Below are 17,032 nucleotides of genomic sequence, written 5' to 3'. Positions count from 1 at the left end.
TCTCCTTTTTTGGGTCTATATTGGGGTTAATTATAATGTATATTTATCCCTTTATAATTCCTTTCTTTTTTATGTACTTCATTAGAAATTCCGCTAATCTCAATTGTATTCTTATTGGCCCAAGACGCACTAAATTCATGATCTGATATAAAAATATTGGCTGTTGTATTTTCTAATGTCGAGTTTTTCTTAATTACTGATAATTGATAGCTATAATCGGTTGTGGCCCCACAATCCCTTTTAAAGAGTACGATGTCATAAGCTCCGTCATCGGGTTGACCTTCTCTTCTAATCTCAAGATTTCCACACATTCCGGAGGCAACGTCTGAGCCAAGATCAAGCAAAAAGTATATTGCAGTACCAAGTATGAGTACAGAGAAGAGGAAAGCAATGATTAACGTACGAGCACTAATTCTTCTCTTGCAAGATTGAACTTCTTCATTTGATAACCAATCGTCTGTTTCGTTCATCGTAATTCTCCTATTTATTTTCATTAATCTCTCCAAATAAGAATATAGTTAAATATTTGGTGTCACGTCACCTTGGTTTTTTCATCCTATTTATATCCATCTATATATTTTTCCACTAGTCACTTTTATCCTTTTTGTACTTGCCCACTGTTCTAATTCTTCTATGTTCATCTCTTCATCATTTTTGAATCTAAAGTGTAAATTCATTGAAACTAATTTTCTTCGATATAGCTTGATACCGATGCTCTGCACAAAATAGCCCTGAATGATAATCTTCTCGATTTTTTGTATGGGTACTTCAATATGATTTATCTTAATTTTATTTTCTGTGATTTCTAGCTCATTATTGTTCCTTAAGATTCTCTTCAATAACATTAATACTTGTATTGTGTTGCCTAACAATAAGATCACAAACAAGAAAATAGATTAGAAATCATCTGTTCGAAGTACAAATGATAGTAAGCAAGTAGTTAAAATCGAACTGATCACTTGGATGTACATGGAAGGAGGTATTTTGATTTCATATTTTTTGTTCGAGTACCCTATTTCACTGAATTCAGATAACGTTCTTGTATGCACGACGAGACACCACCTTAGGTTCATGAAAAAAACTTAGTACTCATTCTTGAGAGACTTGCACAGCAATGCCACCAATATCCTGAGAATAATTACTTAACGCAATGACACATACTTCATCCTCTGGAAATCTACAAAGGAAGGAACCAAATCCGTGAATCCCACCATTATGAAATAATACTTCTGATAATTGAGGCTTCTTACTATATACATCAGCTTGATTTGAATAAATTTCTTTGTGAGATGCCATAATCAGTCCTCCTTGTTATGATTTAATTCCTCAAATTAAGTCTGTATTGAATAAGTTGACTGTCCACTCCTAAGTATTCTTCACTACCAATTCTACTAATTTCTTTGAATCCTATTCTCTCAAGCATTTTTCTCGATCTAATATTCGAATCGTGTGTTTCTGCGTTAAAGACGGTAATTCCCAATTTCTTAGAAGCGTGGTCGATCATAGATTTTGCTGAATGAGATCCGAGTCCCTTCCCCCACAGCGTACTTTCACCAATTGCAATACCTAACTCAGCAGAATTGTTTTTAATACAGGCCAAGTCAGCATATCCAATGAGCCTTTTATTAAATTCTATTCCCATTCGGATAAAATCATCAGCCACATTATTTACACATTTCAGCCACCATATATATAATTCTTGTGGGTTTCTATCTTTTTCCCATCCGTTTGCTGAACAAAAAGAGTCATCCTTACTCCAATTCAGAACACAGTTATAATCATCTGCTCTTAAATTTCTTATTTTTACCGCTATTGGATTGTCATCTAGATTCATTTTCTTTCTCCTAACTTACGACAGCTTGAAGGTATTATTTGAATGCTTTCGTGTTGGGTAGGAATCAAGTCATGAGGATCTTCCTGCCGTGGATCTTCAATCTGTATCCATTCGAGAACTCCGAATCGATCTTCACAATATTCTTCCGCTTCAATCAAGGTCTCGAACCAAAAGTCTTGAGTGCAAGGTAAATTTTCTACGGTAATATAGGTAAACACGTAGACTACTTGATCAGCTTCATACACCATAACTTTCTTCACTTCACCTTCATCTTCGATATCAACAAAAGCATATTTTCTCATGGGTTTTCCTCTTATTTATGGATTAGAGTGTTTCACATGTACGTTGTTTCACTTGTTTATAAACAAGGCAGTAAAATTAACAATTAAGCTCTTGGAGGTGTTCAGATATGTGAATCGAGTTATAGTGCGTATACCCGATACGTAAATGTGATCTATATGATGCCAGTAACATTTCTGAGAAACCATCGCCACTAAACTTTAACAACCGGATCTGATATAGAGACAATGTCCACAATATGGTTTAATGCAGCTATTCCATAATGTTTGAATGGTCCTGGGTACTCTTCGGTTGCAATTGTCCCGACACTTATGTAATCCAAGTATCTTGACTTGGTGAAAACACGAAATATATTCCCTTCAAATTGCTCATAATCATCCCAAACTGTAAAGCTCTCATTTAAGATCGAGTAACCGATAAACGAGTCAAACTCAATTTGAATTATTGGAAATCGACTATCATCCTGGATTAAAGTTGACCCCCCCAAATTTATTGATCACTTGTTCATATTCACCAATATTACTTTCCTTATGGATCATAAATAGAAGTTGTAATTTCATATTTTCTTTCTCAATACATTCAACTAAATCAACATTTACTAAATCCTTTAAATATGAGTACATAATTTTTTTCACCTGTTATAAGATTTGTTTATTTATCTTCTTTCAAATATTTTCAAAATAAAACAAAATCATAAATTACGCTTTAGCCTTCAGCGCTTTACTTTAGATTATTCATGCCACATTCTTATCACTTCTTTTAATTCTAGGCCTTCAAATTGCATTTTATAGATATCTGGTTTCTTTAATTGATCTAAGAATTCTAAGCCATAATTTGAATCAAAATAATTCATCATCAATGTCATTACAAGACCGTGTGTTCCAATTGCAATTTTCTTCCCTTGGTGTTGTTTTAATATGGTGTTAAGTACTGAAACTGATCTATTCTGACAATCTGCGTTTGACTCGCCACCTGGTAAGGTATATTCAAAGTTGTAAAAGTGATGTCTAATATTAGACATCAAATCAATAATCTCTCCTGAAGCAAAGTGGCGTTCCCTGAGATCTTCAAATGTTTCTATCTCTAAGTTTAAGTGTTCAGCCAATCCCTCAACACTCAATACTGCTCGAGAATAGGGACTTGAGATTATGATGTCTATTCCTTCACCAATAAGTATCTTTGTTACTTTATCAACATCCATTTTACCCTTTGCAGTAAGCCCTCTTGTTCTTTCATTTCCATCGTCATAAGGTGATTCGGCATGTCTAACCATATAAATAGTGGTAATCATATAGACCTCCTTGATTCGCTCACATAAATAATTCTATTTTGATACCACATAACATTTGAGCATTCTTGAGTTTTCAAGTATTTTTAAGTTAAATAGCCTGGCGCGATGTACTTATAAGTGCAGACCCTCCCCCGAAACCGTTTCCACAAAATGTGTTTCAGTTCTCGTTCTGAGAACGTTAATAAGCACTTAACATTCTTTTTCCCAAAACCATTTTTATGTTTAACAATAAATCTCTGTGAGTCTCTTCATTCCATTGGTATTGATCATCCGTCCAATTTGTTTCCGGATAGGTCCATACAGGGTTTCTTCGATTGTACTCCGGTTCCCATTCATATCTCGGAAATACATGAGCATGTAAGAATGGAGCCTCATTACCATAAATTGAATAATTGATTCTCTTTGGTTTACATACTTCTTTCAGAGCATCTCCTAATAGACTCATATCAAGTAAAAAATCATTACGATCTCCGTACTCTAGATCTGTAAGCTCATTCACTTTCGGTGCTCGAATAAGCAAACAATACCCCGGCAAAAATTGGGTCAATCCGATAACAGCGTAGCCTGATTTCATCTTGGTTATGACAGTAGGATTTTCACCTCTATCTGCAAAACCTATAGGATCTGACAGAAAATTATGCTTCATAAACTCATCTCCAAGATATTGATTTCCTCTAGTGTTTTATGTAAGTTCCTTACTAAGTATGGTTTCAACTACTCTTTTATTGTCCTTATACTGCAACTTGATAAGTGATATTTCTTGCACCTCGGCTTGTATTCTCTCTAATCTTTTTGTACTGTATTGTAATGCTTCTAATAACCTCTGATCGCTTAATCGGTTTGCAATTGTACAGTGAGGTATCCATTTTTCAGGGTTGTACGTTGAATTGGAGAATACATTATATTCCTTGAAGTGATGATGATGATTGAAGTGAAGTTCTAGCAATTCCATTGTTGGATTCGGAGATAAGAATAAAGCTCCACTTTTTATGAACGTCCCCAACATGCTAAAGGTTAGACAGAGCCTTGGAGTTGAATCGTAATATTCGCAGAACCTATTCTTGAAACTAGACTCTTCCAAATCTGAATAATCAGCTATGGTTAGATGTGGCTTTCTATTCTCTATTTCGTTAGCATAGCTAGATATACCTTCCTCATTCAATTCCCCCCATAGATTATTGATTTTATGATTTGTTTCTGAGTCAAAATGAAGCACTACCCCATACAAAATATAATCACTACCTTCTATTTGATATAATTTGTGAAGACTAATTGATATTCACTGTCTCATTCTTCTTCATTACTTATTTGTAAGTAGAGTTATACAAATGCTACCCACTCTATGTTTATGAATACCTTCGTTCAATTTCTTTCTTGAATACCTTTATAGGTTCTTCATAATCAATGGGTTTAAAGATCATCTTGTTTAACCAGGCACTAAGATCATATGAATGCTCAAACACTACATTGTCACAACAAAAGGTCATTTCATTCATGGTCCCAAGAACACTCTTGTTATTTGTTTTTCCAATCTTAACGTTTCCTGCTTCCAAAAAATATTGATCAATTAAACTTTTTCTTAGTCCTTCTAACTGTAAATACTCTTTGAGTCCAAAAATGAATTTTTCCTGCAGCTTTCCGACTTGAGAACTCCTAATACCGTCAATGATTAGACATAATCGACTGGAGTCATTGACAAATATGATGTGTTTTTTTCTTAGTTGTAGGATATTTACATGCCAGCTAAATAATAGGTCGATCTCCTCGATTTCAACTGGAGCCGTTTTCATGTCTTTTAATAGTTTTTGAGTAAATCTAAGCGCTAGCATAATTTTCTCTCCTCTTTTTATATTTCATTGATTTCACATTACGTTCTTGCATTCTAGAAACCACCGGGTCTAATGCGATCAGCCTCACAGGATTACTCTCACAAGTTCGATTTTACTCTAATAAGTTTAGTCCAGCCTATATCTTGTCCGAAAAGCCCTTTTGCCTTATGTACATAAATCAAATACATCTCATTATTTGCATTAAAATCTTCCGCTGTTCGAAAATATATTCTCATTTTGTGAACCCCTGCCTCTTGTGGGCTCCAGAAGCCTATTAAGCCAAGCTGCTCTTTCTCAATAGTGCTGTTGATAATCTTTTGATTGATTAGGGTATCATACACTTTTTGCTCGTCACCAGGTCCGACTCCTATGCTAGTCGGAACAAAGTATCCATTTTCCTCGTTATTATCAAACGACATAGAATGTAATCCTGGAATGTAAGGATAGATCATATGTTGAGTATACTTGTTCTTATCAATTAAGACTTCGAGCATTACAACTTTGTGGTCCATTTTAGAGTTAGATTTAATTTTTAATACTGCTTCAACATGTACATCATCCGGCTTTATTTCTTCTTCCATTGACTCGATCAAAAAAGCGGAGAGTGCGAATATAAAAATACAACTTATTAATGCGACTGATACTTTCCACATAACTCCTCCTGTTTCTTCGCTCTTATTTGTTTTGATTAGTTTTTTACAATGATTGCAATCATTTCTTGACTTAAGGCTCAGGAGGAGCCGAGCTCGATTCCCCTAGTTGGTGCGGACGTGTCCAGGTGAATAATAAGTCTCCTGCAAATGCCCATGTCTCTTCAATTCCACATCTAACTCCGACTGGGCACATACCCGATGCGTGAATATGTTGGATTCATATACATTCAGTCAATCATTCAAAAACCGCTTTATTACTTCTTCATCCCATACTTGGACTTCAATATATCTTTCAGGGCCATGATCTCCCTTCATGTTCCATTCTTGCGGAAAACCATATTGTCTTATAATTTCTTTGATTTCATTATTGGTGTAGACTTGTTTGCGATATGGTTTGCCATCTTCAAATCTCATTGTCGGGAACAAATTTCCATATGTAAAACTTACTGACTCTTCTAAAAACTCTTCACTAGAAATAACAATTACACCTGAGTTCTTATACCACGTTGAAATCCATTCACACGATTCTAAGGTCATGTAATGCGGATAGTGGTTTCGGGGTTTCCCACCTTTCGCAATAAATTGATCGCGAGCTGTGGATTCTAATTCTCTTCTAATATTCATGTATTCACTTGACCGTTGACTTGCAAAAGTCTTTCCGTCTCTCTGAATTTGTTTTAGTACCTCTTCTGCTTCTTCAATTGTTAATTTAGATAGGTTCGTGAACGGTCCAATGTCTTTATCAAAGTAATGATAGAAATTAAATGACATTTATAGTATCCTTTCTCGGGCAGACCTAAGAGCGAACGCGACTCTGCAGGAAAACGGTGTTATACGCTGGTTCGTTCGTCTTCGAAATTCATTAACATTGCTTGTTCGCAAATAGAGCTGTACAATTAATTAATAAGTCTTTTCGGGGGTGTTCATGTATGAAGTGGAGTCATATCCGTAAGATCTACCCTAATCGTTGGGTACTAGTTGAAGCTCTTGCCACTCATTCTGACAATCACAAAAGAACTATTGAAGAAATGTCAGTTGTTTCTGAGTATGACGACCCTAAGCTAGCCTGGGCTTCATATAAAAAACTTCATTTGTCAGAACCTACTAGGGAGCTCTATATATTCTACACCGGAAATGAATTTATTGAAGTCATTGAGCAACCCTTTACCGGAGTTAGAGGTCTACGATGAAGATCCATCTTGTAGATGGTCTACCTATTGTTTCACTCCCTCTATCTTACAAGAATAAATCAACCCTTCTTAATAATGTCCTTCTGGATACAGGATGCTCAACAACCATATTTGATACTGATCTTGTTGAACCTATTGGCCTAGACATAGACTTTATCAACGGAACATCAGTTCGGATGTATGGAGTAGGTGGCTCAAGTGAATTGTGTTATCAACAGATTGTCTCTAACCTCTCTATTGGTAGCATCCTGCTCAAAGAATTCACTATCCAACTAGGACTTACCAAAGAACCTTATGGTTTCGATGCTATATTAGGAGTCGACTTTTTTTATAAATATGGGTTGAAAATTGATTTTGAGAAATTAGTTATTTCATAAAGGTTTAACGAACTTGCGTATAACGTTCCTGTATTCACGACTCAGCGCATGCTGGATGTCCGGCAAATGCCGGATCAAGGGTGTAACCCCGCAGCGTGAATCGGTGCTCAAGAGTCTTGGCGGAAACGTAATCTCGGTGAAGAAGTCGAGTATTACGTAGACCGCTGAACTGTAGATTGTCAGATCTCTGCCGAAATCGTCTCACACCCGTTGAAAATCGCAAACCTTCGGAGACAATTGTTCAGGGCTGTTCGCAACTGCGTTGTTTGCTTCACACCGTTCTCGTACCAGATGTTTTTAACAATGAGTGTTCCTGTTTTTCGCTCCACGATGATCTCGGCTCGTCCAATAAAGCTCTCTCCATATAATAGTGGCAGCACATAATAGCCGTATTTTCGTTTGATTGCAGGAATGTATATCTCCCAGGTGTAATCGAAGCCAAACAATTCGTTGATAAGTCTTCTGTCCCATATGAAATTATCTAGAGGGGCAATAAGCTCGCAACGCAGTTTCGGCTCGTTATCTTGCAGAACGTCTTCAATTAGTAGTAAATCCTCTGTAAGGCAGTACAGCATATCCTTCATTTGCTCCACGGCAACAGCAACAATGCGTGCTTCTTGTAATAGCTGGCGAAAAACTTCATTACGCTGAGCCGTTTTCAACCCCCATATATTCATCCATGCATCGGACGCACGATTCCATAAGAGACCAACAGAGCCGATTCTACGCAGCACCCGCCACTTATAATGCTCAAGCTCATCCTCGAGCGGCTCTGATGCATTCAGCAGATTTGGCTGTATGTACTTCTTGGCAATATCGTAATACTTACGAGTTCCTTTTTTATGATGGATAATCAACTCACCCGTCGAATACATCTGTTCCAGCACCGAACGGGTTGTATTGTTTCCGCTGCTCCAGTGGATGGCCGATTGCCAAGAGAAATCTCCTTCCAACTTCAAATCATTTGAACTTAGTGCACCGTAATTTTGGATATGAGCTCTTACTTGCGCTGTCAACGCTTCCATTTCGGGATAGCGTGCGCCATGTAGCCTCGCGGCTTGTCTGAACCGCTCAAAATACGGCCAATCCTCGACAGGAATAATGGACAGATTCTTGTCAGGATAATCGACAAGGCTTCTATCCTCATACAGCAGCTCGGCGAGCATTTCCTTCGTAAATCCCTTAATACGCGACTGCAGCACCAGTTCGGCGTTTTTACCGCAAACATCGATGGGGTCATATTGAATACAGCTGGCCTGCCGAGCAAAGTCCAATACGCCCTGCTTCCCACTAAATTTATATTCGCCTAGAAGCCCATGCTTCAACAACAGAAATTGCCGTGTCTGACGTTTTGTCAATTGGATCACGTTCGCACCTACCTTTTAATTTAGTAAAGTATTACTTCACGAGTATCCATATTGAAATCTCCTGCAATTTGCTCTTGAAAATATTTTGTATAACGTGAAATCCCTCATCAATTCCACTTCTAATATCGGGGAGACAAGGGACCTGTAATCACTTGAAGGTCTTTCAATAATGTAATGCAATGTATTTCTTTCAATTCATTAAAAATAAATGGCCAGTCATCATTATAGTCTTCAATAATAACTGGTTTTACGATCTTCATAGATACACTCACTTTAATATTATCTTTACGATGATTCTACTAACGTTTTGTATTGACGACGTACTGGCCCCTTAGAGTCGCTGCTTATAGTTGTGAGGCTTGTCGAACACTTAATGAAGTGACGTCCCGACGGGCTTATGGAGGCTGAATGTGGTCACTCGCTTCTCAGAGCAACCATAATCGTCAATATACTGTTAGCCGAATGAATTTCTGGAAGCAGCCATTACGTTTAGAGCGTTCTCAAAATAGCTATATACTTCATCTGCAATTCCCAAAAACTCTTCAACAAGTACATCACTATCCAAGTAACAAGCATACAGATACTCAACTAAAGCGGAGTCAATCTCGCAATAGTTTATTATGGCATTCTTCATCTCAATAATGTCATCTTGCCATACACCTGTATCTACTAAAACCAAAGAGTATAATGCACGAATTAATCTCTTTGAATACCCTTTAATATATCTAGTTTTCATCGTGTGATCACTAGCAGTAGAAAGTGAACGACGTACACGATCTACTTCTTCCTTGGTATCTGTATTTAAGTCCAGAATGAACTCTGGAGAAATAATGATCGGTGGTACTTTTTCACCAACGTCATGACCATATAGGCAAACACAAATGATCTTAACCCAAAAACCCACTCATTCGGTTTATTTAATACATCGTCAATCGAGCAAATGATCGTATCAATCTTTGTAATGAATGGATATTCTTTCAAAAGCCTGTCTTTAATGTTTGACAATCTTTCGTAATCAATATCTGTGGGATTTTCACATACAATAGTAAAGTCTGCATCTGACTTAAAAGGTTTAGCAGTTCCTTTTGGAATCGAGCCACACATATAAATGCTATGAATCTTACCTTTAAATTCGGCAAGTATATGATCTATATACTTATCAACAAAATCCTTATATTCACTTTGTATTACAATTCTATTTATAACTTTTTCTAACATCATATAGACACCTCCTAAAGAGATGTTGCTCCCTCTTTGTATTTACTTTCTTAAATACCATTAAGATGTAAAAATTGTTATCTATGTATTCTAGCTCAAAGATGCACTTTCCTTAATGCTCATGTTCGGCATGTTCATTTTGGCATTGCTCACCTACATGAAAAAGAAATAGACCGCCCTGGCTAGGATAACGGTCTACTTCCGACCCATCTTACGTGGCCGACTGCTCTTTATGCAGTTGTTGTACTTTGGAGTCGTGTTCCAGCACGGCTCCATACTTATTCTTACCTCAGTATAACTCTTTTTATAACGCTTTTATAGGTTTGTTCATTATTTTTATTTTATATAAGGTATGTAATATAGTCTGCAATAATTTCCTGACCTAGCAACTTTCCAATCTTAATTCCTGACCGCTTCAAGAACTGGTTGAACATTTTTTAAATGAACGCTCAAATAGAGATGCTTCCTTTGGTTTGAACAGGAAAGAGCCGATTAACAAGACTTCTCGCTTATATATTGTACGCATGAATAATTACCCCGTACCGCGTTAGAGAGCATCGTACACCACTTCTGCAACACGAAAAAGACAGCCTCATCACGAGCCTGTCAGTGCCGATACCTTCGGACCTTGTAAGAATCTTTACTTTTCACTTTTTTTAGAAGCCAACCAGAAGACAAGAATCACTACCGGAATGAAAATAAACCAAGGGATGTTGATTGTGCTCTGAGTGATAAAAGCAAGAACCAATAACCCGATAGCCCCAAGAATAAGCCAAAGACAACCTCTGCCGAACGTTTCCATGACTGCACTCTCCTATGCTCATCGTGTTTAAGATGTTTATGTCGGAGCTCTTGATTTATGTACAAACCTCTATAGTCGCACATATGTCGGCTTCGGAAATAAATTGCATTTACTCTCTAAACTAAAAATGGACGATGCTCCCACCATAACATCTTCAGCTACATACTCTTCAGTTCATACTTTATCTGCTGATGGATAAATATCATAGCTTCTTGGTAAACAGGATCTCCATCGGATCATTCTCTTGCATTAAACAGCCGGCGTCCTTGTACCCTAGCTTGCGGTAGAAATGTTGAGCGTCTTCATTGGATTGGGTCGAGGTCATTACTGTAGCATAGCCTTGCTGCCTCATAAGCTGCTCCCAATAGAGAACAGTCTCTTTGCCGTATCCTTTGCCACGATAAGGTTCATCAAGCCAGATCAAGTTCATGAAGGGGGTGTTATCCCAGAAGTAACCATACCTCATCCAGCCTATGACCTCAGAAGAGTGCCTTAGCATCAAAATTTCTTTATCTCTAATCTTGCTGGCGATAAGCACCTTAGAGATATGTTGATCTCGATCTGCTATGTATGTATAATCCGCCTCTGTTGCAAAATCAATCTTCATTCGATCCCCTCTTTCATAAGCAAAATTCAACTGTTATACGGCATAATAACTGGTAACTGTATGTCTTTCAATAACTTTCATCATCCATCTCACGTTCAATAGATACCCTAAATAACTATACTATAGAGATGACGACCCAGCCTTGGACCTATGGTTCGAAGACTGAGTCATGCTGTCAACTAAACAAGGGGCTCACTTCCCCACCCTCATTATATGGGCAAGCCTATACATTTCCGCGATATCATACCGCTTGATCGACTCAAATCTTCTTACCGCCTCATCAATATCTACGAGCTCCACCAGAGATACCTGCTCTCCATCCTCGGGATTTAGCGGCTTGGCGACTATCTTCACTTCACCATATCCTAGTAGACGAATAAAATTCGGATGCGGGATATGCGGGCGATAGGCAGCTTCAGCCATTGAGGAGCACTGAAAATGACCAAACGGCTGATAGGATACTAGCTCCGCCCCGATCTCTTCCATCAGCTCCCGCCTTAAGCCATCCATATAGTGTTCACCAGGCTCAAGTGTACCACCGATCAGCTCCCATCTGCCATCCTCCAGCTGCATGACGACATACTGATCACCAACGACTGGAATGATACTGATGTTGCTGATCAGCGATTCATCGGGTTCCTGTTCTATATTCAGATGAGCCGTTACCACTCCCCAATGGATCGGTCCGCTCAGTGTCTTGAACTGCTGCATCATCTCGTTCAATATATATGCCACCTCTTCTGGTTCATTATGTTTGCTTAAGCTTATAACAGAAGCAGAAGATTTACATCCTCCAGACGGAGCTACAAACTGGTGAAACAACATATTACTTCAGACAATATTAACGATGTTGACGCTGAACATATCTGCAGTTTTGATGGAATGGAAGCATCACTTCAACATCCCCATCATCCTAAAAGACCTTCCCGATCAGCACCATCACCTGGCTCTCTCCTGTTCTCCGTAGCACATAATAGCCTTCTGTCGAAGCGGTTGCGATACCATTCTGACCTACGTTGCATAGCTCGCCTGGCTTGCACGATCCATCATCTCTGACCCGCAGCTTGCCCAGCATGCCGACGGCAACCCACTCGGGTCTTTGCATCCTAGGAATATACGCTTGCTTCGGATTCCAGGCAGGGTTCAACATGGGCTGAAGCTCTGTTCGCTCGGGAGCGAGGACGGCTCCTTGTTTGTCCAATAGAGCAGGCACGGTGACCTCATGATACTTTGTTCTTCCCCACTCATCCGTCACATATCTTCCTTGCCAGCCCATTTCACCTGAGTCTGCGAGATAAGCAGGCACCGCACTGCTCACACCCAAGATGTATCGATCTCCCGGACGTGCAGTTCTGACCCTATCCCCTTCCAGAGCAATAAAATAACCAGGCTCGATGGGCTGTCCATCTACCGTCTCGAACATTTCGGCATAATCTGCAGCCGGACTGCTGACGGTCCCGTCGATTCTTACATCTCCATTGCTTAATATCTTGGCAGCCAGCCCAGGCGCTTCAGCGCTTGTCCCATTCGCCAGATACCAAGAGTACTCCTGCTCATTGGCTGCTCCGAATCTTCCCATGATGTGGACACCTTCAAGACCATTCGTGGAAGTACTCTGCCCTTCGGCATGAGCATAGTTGCTGTCAGCCATCGTGTTGACCCCTTCTGAATGAGAAGCAAGTCCTCCAGCTGTGGTGATCGCTCCTTCTGCATGTGCCGCTTGACCGCTTGATATACTCTGATTACCCTCCGCATGAGACTGGTCGCCACTCGCCACGGTACGCTGCCCCTCCGCATGAGTAAAAGCACCGCTGGCGAGATTCAGGTTCCCCTCAGTGTGGGAGGCTCTTCCGCTGGCTGTATTGTTTTCACCCTCAGCATGGGCTGCCTGACCAGATGCGGTGGTCTCCAGTCCTTCGGCATGGGAATTAAGTCCGCTCGCAATCGTCAATTCACCTTCCGCGTGCGCGTTAATGCCAGCTGCGATCGTGAGTCCGCCTTCGGCATGGGAGTTTTGCTCAATTGCCGATGTAAGAAATCCCTCAGCATGTGAGTTATCTCCATCTGCAATGGTAGCTTGACCTTCGGCATGAGCATAGAGCGCACGCGCCATGGTACCGCCGCCCTCCGCGTGCGAAGCCGATCCAGATGCAGACGTAAAATATCCTTCAGCATGGGCTGCCTCTGCACCCGCTACGGTCTGCTCCCCTTCCGCATGTGAATATAGACCGGATGCGATGGATGCTCCTCCCTCTGCATGTGAGGCATCTGCTAGCGCCTGCGTTAAGTATCCCTCCGCGTGGGCCGCCGTCTGTGTTGCTGTCGTATCCAGTCCTTCCGTATGGGATGAGCTGCCGATTGCCACCGTGTTGGTTCCTTCCGCTGTGGAACAGGTTCCTATCGCTTGTGAATTGCACAACATCGATACATCTCTCCTTCAGAATCTTTGATTCTATTATTCTATGAGAGAATATGAATAATGCCTGGGACATTGCTAGACAAGAGGTTTCTTTTACGCAAAAGGGGATGATGACTACTTTTTTCTTACTTTCATTTAATTTCTTTAGCCATGACCCAAAACTAATTTGCCAATGGCAACGCTATATATAATAGATTCATTTTAGAATAGAGAACAACAAAACAATTCCATAGAAGACTTAGTAAATAAACGTTTAAGAAATTTTCACTCTAGATCTTTCATCTTATCTTAGGAGCGATGTCATGAAAAAGAAACGCGATCGCATCTCCATTCTGCAGCTCATATGTCTCATGATCCTGTTTACGGGATGCGCTAACGTTGCCCCAGCTGCTTCTAGTCTGTCACCCGAACGTATAAACGAGTTTAGACAGGAATACCCTGCTGTACAAGGATTCCCTCCAAATATGATGGCTAGAGAGATTCCCTTCCGTCAGGTACTTGAGGTGGCAGATGCTGTGATTATCGCAGAAGTTGTGCAGCCTAATCCCAACTTCCACAGTGAATTACCTGCTGAGCCCAACACGCCGGAAGAAGCTCTTGCCGAAAAAACAAATAAACAAAATCTATCGCCAGCTGTCTATGAATTTGTCTCCTATCAAGTCCGTGTAGAAGAGGTCATCTATGGTGAACCTGTGCAGGAGACAATCGATCTGTTCTATAACGCTGAATTTCAGGGATTTGAACCGCAATTAGAAGCCGGTATGAAGATTGTAACTGCGATCATGTCGGGAACTGGAGATGGACAAGAGGGGAAGTACTCATTTACCCGATACGGAACCTATTACATTGTAGAAGAGGAATATGTCCTATCTGCCTATGAGGGACATAGCGAGGAGCTGACCACCTTTGCCTCACAGACTAATGGCAAGCGTCTGGCGCATCTGATCCGTACAATTAAGGAATTGGCCCATTGACCCAGCCATAGGGTCCGTCAAGTATTGCTTGTTCTATTCCTTGTTCTATTCCTTGTTCTACTCCTTGTTTTACTTCCTTGTTCCATAGCCAATTCTATCGACTCCTCTTCCACCTCGTTTACCTCAAATTATTCAACTTAAGAGCATATCAAAAAGACCTGCGAATAAGTCATAAGGATGAACCTGTTCGCAGGTCTTGCTGATATGCTGCATTGCTATACTCGCTGTTTACAACGTATTTTCAAAACGGATGAAAATATCAATTGTATTCATTGCTGTTTTTTTACTCTTCACTCATTGCTTCTACAACATACGAATTTCAAAGGAGGTATCCCCTTTTATTAAACTTCTTACATCCTAGATCGCCTTCGCTTCCGCACCAAGCGGCAGTGTAAAATAAACCGGCTTTTGCGCTTCATTTTGCTGATATACAACCAGCAGCAGTGTTCTGCCTTCGGCAGCAGCCGGAGTACCTCCAGCCAGCACCTTCTCCAGATGGAACGGCAAAATCTCCAGTACCGCATGCTTCTGCAGCTCTTTTTCACTCAGTGCCATGCTCTCGTATATAGAAGAAATCTCTTCAGGATGCTCGATTAGGCGCTTGATATACCCTGACCAATCGCTCTTCTCCAGCGTAAGATCCCACCATATTTTGCGCGGCTTGTACTTGTGCCCAAGGAAGTAATCCAGCTTCATCAGACCAAGGATGACGTCCATGTTTGCCGTACCCCGATCCTCCAGGAATGCACGCAGACGGGTGAACAAATCCTCCAGCTGGTGGCCGATCTTCTGCCAGCCCTGTCCTTCCCAGTAATCCCCGAACGCTTGGAAGAAATCAAATGGAGAGGTGAATTCCTGCTCCATCAAGTACTTCAGTGTATGATCCATCCGGTGTGCGTTCCAGTATTTCTCCAGCACATCCTCCAGCCGTTTCAATCGGACAATATCGCTGAATGGAAGGACGTCGCTTCCCAGTATTTCATAAGGTGCATGCTCCATATACGAGTAATTATACTTGTCCGCATCGATACGAAGCCCCGTTCCCCGCAGCATTTTCAAAAATCCGAGCTGAAGCTCTTCTGGACCTAGTGCAAATACATCGTTAAAGGTCTTACGAAACGTATCGTAATCCTCCAGCGGCAAGCCGGCGATGAGATCCAGATGCTGGTCGATTTTACCGCTCTCCTTGATCTTGCTTACGGTACGGCTCAGCTTCGTAAAGTTCTGACGGCGCTTCACAAGCTCATTCGTCGGATCATTCGTGGACTGAACGCCAATCTCAAACCGGAATATACCGGGCGGCGCATGCTCCGCGAGATAATCGAGCACCTCGGGACGCATAATGTCGGCCGTAATTTCGAATTGGAACACGCAGCCTCTGTGGTTCTCGATCAGGAACTGGAACATGTCGAGCGCATAATCACGCTTGATGTTAAACGTCCGATCCACGAATTTGATCAGCTTCGCCCCGTTATCAATCAGATACAGAATATCCGCCTTGGTGCGCTCAATATCATAATACCGTACACCGACCTCTATACTGGACAGACAGAACTGGCAGCTAAACGGACAGCCGCGGCTCGTTTCGAAATACACGACTCTTTTACCGAGATCCGGGATATCCTCTGCAAAACGATGCGGCGAAGGCAGCTCATTCAGATTCGCCTTTGGACGGCCCGGCATGACGATAACCTCAGCGCCCTTGCGATAGGCAACTCCATACACGAAATGGTATTTCTGAGTCGTCTCGATCTCCGTCAGCAGCTGATGAAACGTCTCTTCTCCTTCGCCAACCACGATAAAATCGACGTTTGTTAGTCGCTCCATCCAATATTCCACATCATAAGACACCTCAGGTCCGCCGAGAATGATTTTGACCTCCGGCATGACCTTCTTCAATATATTAATGACTTTGATCGTCTCTTCGATATTCCAGATATAGCAGGAGAATCCGATGACATCTGCCCCGCGCTGATATAGATCGGACACGATGTTCATGACGGGATCCTTGATCGTATACTCAGCAAGCTCAATATCAAAATCCTTCTCGCTGTAAGCCTTCAAACAGCGAATGGCAAGTGACGTATGGATGTATTTCGCGTTCAGTGTCGATAGAATAACCTTCATTCTGCACAACCTTTTCCCTGTGGTTAATGTATAATTCATTATCG

The 17,032-nt window shown here is 40.8% G+C and carries 20 protein-coding genes and 2 pseudogenes; 5 read left to right on the top strand and 17 right to left on the bottom strand.

Translation table 11 applies throughout. From position 1 onward, the window contains the following. Positions 1 to 26: 26 nt before the first annotated feature. From PUW25_RS06535 to PUW25_RS06490, 10 genes are all read right to left on the bottom strand, one after another. Complete coding sequence (locus PUW25_RS06535) at positions 27 to 470, bottom strand: DUF5412 family protein (RefSeq protein WP_047912043.1); 444 nt, start codon at positions 468 to 470, stop codon at positions 27 to 29. A 619-nt stretch (positions 471 to 1,089) separates the two neighbouring features. Then, the gene (locus PUW25_RS06530) at positions 1,090 to 1,296 is read right to left on the bottom strand and encodes a hypothetical protein (protein WP_047912045.1); all 207 of its coding nucleotides are present in this window, start codon (positions 1,294 to 1,296) and stop codon (positions 1,090 to 1,092) included. Between the two features lie 22 nt (positions 1,297 to 1,318). Continuing rightward, positions 1,319 to 1,834 carry a GNAT family N-acetyltransferase gene (locus tag PUW25_RS06525; RefSeq protein ID WP_047912046.1) on the bottom strand — a complete coding sequence of 172 codons (516 nt, stop codon included), beginning with the start codon at positions 1,832 to 1,834 and terminating at the stop codon, positions 1,319 to 1,321. After that, positions 1,831 to 2,136 carry a hypothetical protein gene (locus PUW25_RS06520; protein ID WP_047912047.1) on the bottom strand — a complete coding sequence of 102 codons (306 nt, stop codon included), beginning with the start codon at positions 2,134 to 2,136 and terminating at the stop codon, positions 1,831 to 1,833. Before PUW25_RS06520 ends, PUW25_RS06525 begins: the two co-directional genes overlap by 4 nt. 728 nt (positions 2,137 to 2,864) lie before the next feature. Further along, entirely contained in the window at positions 2,865 to 3,425 is a 561-nt protein-coding gene (locus PUW25_RS06515; RefSeq protein ID WP_047912048.1) for a histidine phosphatase family protein, read from the bottom strand. Between the two features lie 178 nt (positions 3,426 to 3,603). Then, positions 3,604 to 4,071: an HIT family protein gene (locus PUW25_RS06510; RefSeq protein ID WP_047912049.1), complete on the bottom strand. Its 468-nt coding sequence runs from the start codon at positions 4,069 to 4,071 to the stop codon at positions 3,604 to 3,606. A 36-nt stretch (positions 4,072 to 4,107) separates the two neighbouring features. Further along, the gene (locus PUW25_RS06505; RefSeq protein ID WP_047912050.1) at positions 4,108 to 4,653 is read right to left on the bottom strand and encodes a 2'-5' RNA ligase family protein; all 546 of its coding nucleotides are present in this window, start codon (positions 4,651 to 4,653) and stop codon (positions 4,108 to 4,110) included. 118 nt (positions 4,654 to 4,771) lie between these two features. Beyond that, on the bottom strand, positions 4,772 to 5,254 hold the full coding sequence (locus tag PUW25_RS06500; RefSeq protein WP_047912051.1) for a DUF6933 domain-containing protein: 483 nt from the start codon (positions 5,252 to 5,254) through the stop codon (positions 4,772 to 4,774). A 98-nt stretch (positions 5,255 to 5,352) separates the two neighbouring features. After that, positions 5,353 to 5,907, bottom strand: a complete 555-nt coding sequence (locus PUW25_RS06495; protein WP_047912052.1) for a hypothetical protein — start codon at positions 5,905 to 5,907, stop codon at positions 5,353 to 5,355. A 231-nt stretch (positions 5,908 to 6,138) separates the two neighbouring features. Next, positions 6,139 to 6,678, bottom strand: a complete 540-nt coding sequence (locus tag PUW25_RS06490) for a hypothetical protein (protein WP_047912053.1) — start codon at positions 6,676 to 6,678, stop codon at positions 6,139 to 6,141. A gap of 158 nt (positions 6,679 to 6,836) precedes the next feature. Here PUW25_RS06490 and PUW25_RS06485 point away from each other — a divergent pair, with 158 nt between their 5' ends. From PUW25_RS06485 to PUW25_RS06475, 3 genes are read left to right on the top strand one after another with little or no spacing between them, the layout of a single operon-like run. Beyond that, positions 6,837 to 7,097, top strand: coding sequence for a hypothetical protein (locus PUW25_RS06485; protein ID WP_047912054.1), 261 nt, complete (start codon positions 6,837 to 6,839; stop codon positions 7,095 to 7,097). Further along, a complete protein-coding gene (locus PUW25_RS06480) occupies positions 7,094 to 7,474 on the top strand; it encodes an aspartyl protease family protein (protein WP_047912055.1) in 381 nt (126 codons plus the stop codon). Before PUW25_RS06485 ends, PUW25_RS06480 begins: the two co-directional genes overlap by 4 nt. A 13-nt stretch (positions 7,475 to 7,487) precedes the next feature. After that, positions 7,488 to 7,634 (top strand): hypothetical protein, encoded by a 147-nt coding sequence (locus tag PUW25_RS06475; protein ID WP_193746040.1) that lies wholly within the window; start codon positions 7,488 to 7,490, stop codon positions 7,632 to 7,634. Between the two features lie 19 nt (positions 7,635 to 7,653). On the opposite strand, the gene PUW25_RS06470 is transcribed toward PUW25_RS06475, so the two are convergent. Together PUW25_RS06470 and PUW25_RS06465 are read right to left on the bottom strand one after the other, a co-directional pair. Then, positions 7,654 to 8,841: a winged helix-turn-helix domain-containing protein gene (locus PUW25_RS06470; protein ID WP_047912056.1), complete on the bottom strand. Its 1,188-nt coding sequence runs from the start codon at positions 8,839 to 8,841 to the stop codon at positions 7,654 to 7,656. A gap of 454 nt (positions 8,842 to 9,295) precedes the next feature. Further along, positions 9,296 to 10,062 (bottom strand): annotated as a pseudogene (locus tag PUW25_RS06465) (nucleotidyltransferase domain-containing protein). A gap of 103 nt (positions 10,063 to 10,165) precedes the next feature. Between PUW25_RS06465 and PUW25_RS06460 the strand changes: the two are divergent. Further along, positions 10,166 to 10,231 (top strand): annotated as a pseudogene (locus PUW25_RS06460) (putative holin-like toxin); the annotation flags it as partial. 468 nt (positions 10,232 to 10,699) lie between these two features. Here the strand turns inward: PUW25_RS06460 and PUW25_RS06455 are convergent. The 4 genes from PUW25_RS06455 to PUW25_RS06440 form a co-directional block, all read right to left on the bottom strand. Then, positions 10,700 to 10,861: a hypothetical protein gene (locus PUW25_RS06455; RefSeq protein WP_193746041.1), complete on the bottom strand. Its 162-nt coding sequence runs from the start codon at positions 10,859 to 10,861 to the stop codon at positions 10,700 to 10,702. Between the two features lie 202 nt (positions 10,862 to 11,063). After that, the gene (locus tag PUW25_RS06450) at positions 11,064 to 11,468 is read right to left on the bottom strand and encodes a GNAT family N-acetyltransferase (protein WP_274338556.1); all 405 of its coding nucleotides are present in this window, start codon (positions 11,466 to 11,468) and stop codon (positions 11,064 to 11,066) included. Between the two features lie 192 nt (positions 11,469 to 11,660). Then, complete coding sequence (locus tag PUW25_RS06445) at positions 11,661 to 12,182, bottom strand: NUDIX hydrolase (RefSeq protein ID WP_152557752.1); 522 nt, start codon at positions 12,180 to 12,182, stop codon at positions 11,661 to 11,663. Between the two features lie 199 nt (positions 12,183 to 12,381). Beyond that, positions 12,382 to 13,890: a peptidase G2 autoproteolytic cleavage domain-containing protein gene (locus tag PUW25_RS06440; protein ID WP_047912057.1), complete on the bottom strand. Its 1,509-nt coding sequence runs from the start codon at positions 13,888 to 13,890 to the stop codon at positions 12,382 to 12,384. A gap of 299 nt (positions 13,891 to 14,189) precedes the next feature. Between PUW25_RS06440 and PUW25_RS06435 the strand changes: the two genes are divergently transcribed. Next, positions 14,190 to 14,861: a hypothetical protein gene (locus tag PUW25_RS06435; protein ID WP_047912058.1), complete on the top strand. Its 672-nt coding sequence runs from the start codon at positions 14,190 to 14,192 to the stop codon at positions 14,859 to 14,861. Positions 14,862 to 15,218: 357 nt separating this feature from the next. Here PUW25_RS06435 and PUW25_RS06430 read toward each other — a convergent pair whose 3' ends face one another. Further along, entirely contained in the window at positions 15,219 to 16,988 is a 1,770-nt protein-coding gene (locus tag PUW25_RS06430; protein ID WP_047912059.1) for a B12-binding domain-containing radical SAM protein, read from the bottom strand. Positions 16,989 to 17,032 lie beyond the last annotated feature (44 nt).

Origin of the sequence: Paenibacillus urinalis, assembly GCF_028747985.1 — a bacterium.
Lineage (GTDB): Bacteria > Bacillota > Bacilli > Paenibacillales > Paenibacillaceae > Paenibacillus > Paenibacillus urinalis.
Note: the sequence above shows the minus strand (reverse complement) of the source record. Positions and strands in the feature narration are given on the sequence as shown.

What these genes read in the sequence shown, in the direction of transcription:
- PUW25_RS06430 (WP_047912059.1), bottom strand. Translation starts at nt 16,988, where the DNA reads ATGAAGGTTATTCTATCGACACTGAACGCGAAATACATCCATACGTCA.
- PUW25_RS06435 (WP_047912058.1), top strand. Translation starts at nt 14,190, where the DNA reads ATGAAAAAGAAACGCGATCGCATCTCCATTCTGCAGCTCATATGTCTC.
- PUW25_RS06525 (WP_047912046.1), bottom strand. Translation starts at nt 1,834, where the DNA reads ATGAATCTAGATGACAATCCAATAGCGGTAAAAATAAGAAATTTAAGA.
- PUW25_RS06450 (WP_274338556.1), bottom strand. Translation starts at nt 11,468, where the DNA reads ATGAAGATTGATTTTGCAACAGAGGCGGATTATACATACATAGCAGAT.
- PUW25_RS06485 (WP_047912054.1), top strand. Translation starts at nt 6,837, where the DNA reads ATGAAGTGGAGTCATATCCGTAAGATCTACCCTAATCGTTGGGTACTA.
- PUW25_RS06445 (WP_152557752.1), bottom strand. Translation starts at nt 12,182, where the DNA reads ATGATGCAGCAGTTCAAGACACTGAGCGGACCGATCCATTGGGGAGTG.
- PUW25_RS06510 (WP_047912049.1), bottom strand. Translation starts at nt 4,071, where the DNA reads ATGAAGCATAATTTTCTGTCAGATCCTATAGGTTTTGCAGATAGAGGT.
- PUW25_RS06515 (WP_047912048.1), bottom strand. Translation starts at nt 3,425, where the DNA reads ATGATTACCACTATTTATATGGTTAGACATGCCGAATCACCTTATGAC.
- PUW25_RS06535 (WP_047912043.1), bottom strand. Translation starts at nt 470, where the DNA reads ATGAACGAAACAGACGATTGGTTATCAAATGAAGAAGTTCAATCTTGC.
- PUW25_RS06520 (WP_047912047.1), bottom strand. Translation starts at nt 2,136, where the DNA reads ATGAGAAAATATGCTTTTGTTGATATCGAAGATGAAGGTGAAGTGAAG.
- PUW25_RS06530 (WP_047912045.1), bottom strand. Translation starts at nt 1,296, where the DNA reads ATGGCATCTCACAAAGAAATTTATTCAAATCAAGCTGATGTATATAGT.
- PUW25_RS06480 (WP_047912055.1), top strand. Translation starts at nt 7,094, where the DNA reads ATGAAGATCCATCTTGTAGATGGTCTACCTATTGTTTCACTCCCTCTA.
- PUW25_RS06500 (WP_047912051.1), bottom strand. Translation starts at nt 5,254, where the DNA reads ATGCTAGCGCTTAGATTTACTCAAAAACTATTAAAAGACATGAAAACG.
- PUW25_RS06495 (WP_047912052.1), bottom strand. Translation starts at nt 5,907, where the DNA reads ATGTGGAAAGTATCAGTCGCATTAATAAGTTGTATTTTTATATTCGCA.
- PUW25_RS06440 (WP_047912057.1), bottom strand. Translation starts at nt 13,890, where the DNA reads ATGTTGTGCAATTCACAAGCGATAGGAACCTGTTCCACAGCGGAAGGA.
- PUW25_RS06490 (WP_047912053.1), bottom strand. Translation starts at nt 6,678, where the DNA reads ATGTCATTTAATTTCTATCATTACTTTGATAAAGACATTGGACCGTTC.
- PUW25_RS06455 (WP_193746041.1), bottom strand. Translation starts at nt 10,861, where the DNA reads ATGGAAACGTTCGGCAGAGGTTGTCTTTGGCTTATTCTTGGGGCTATC.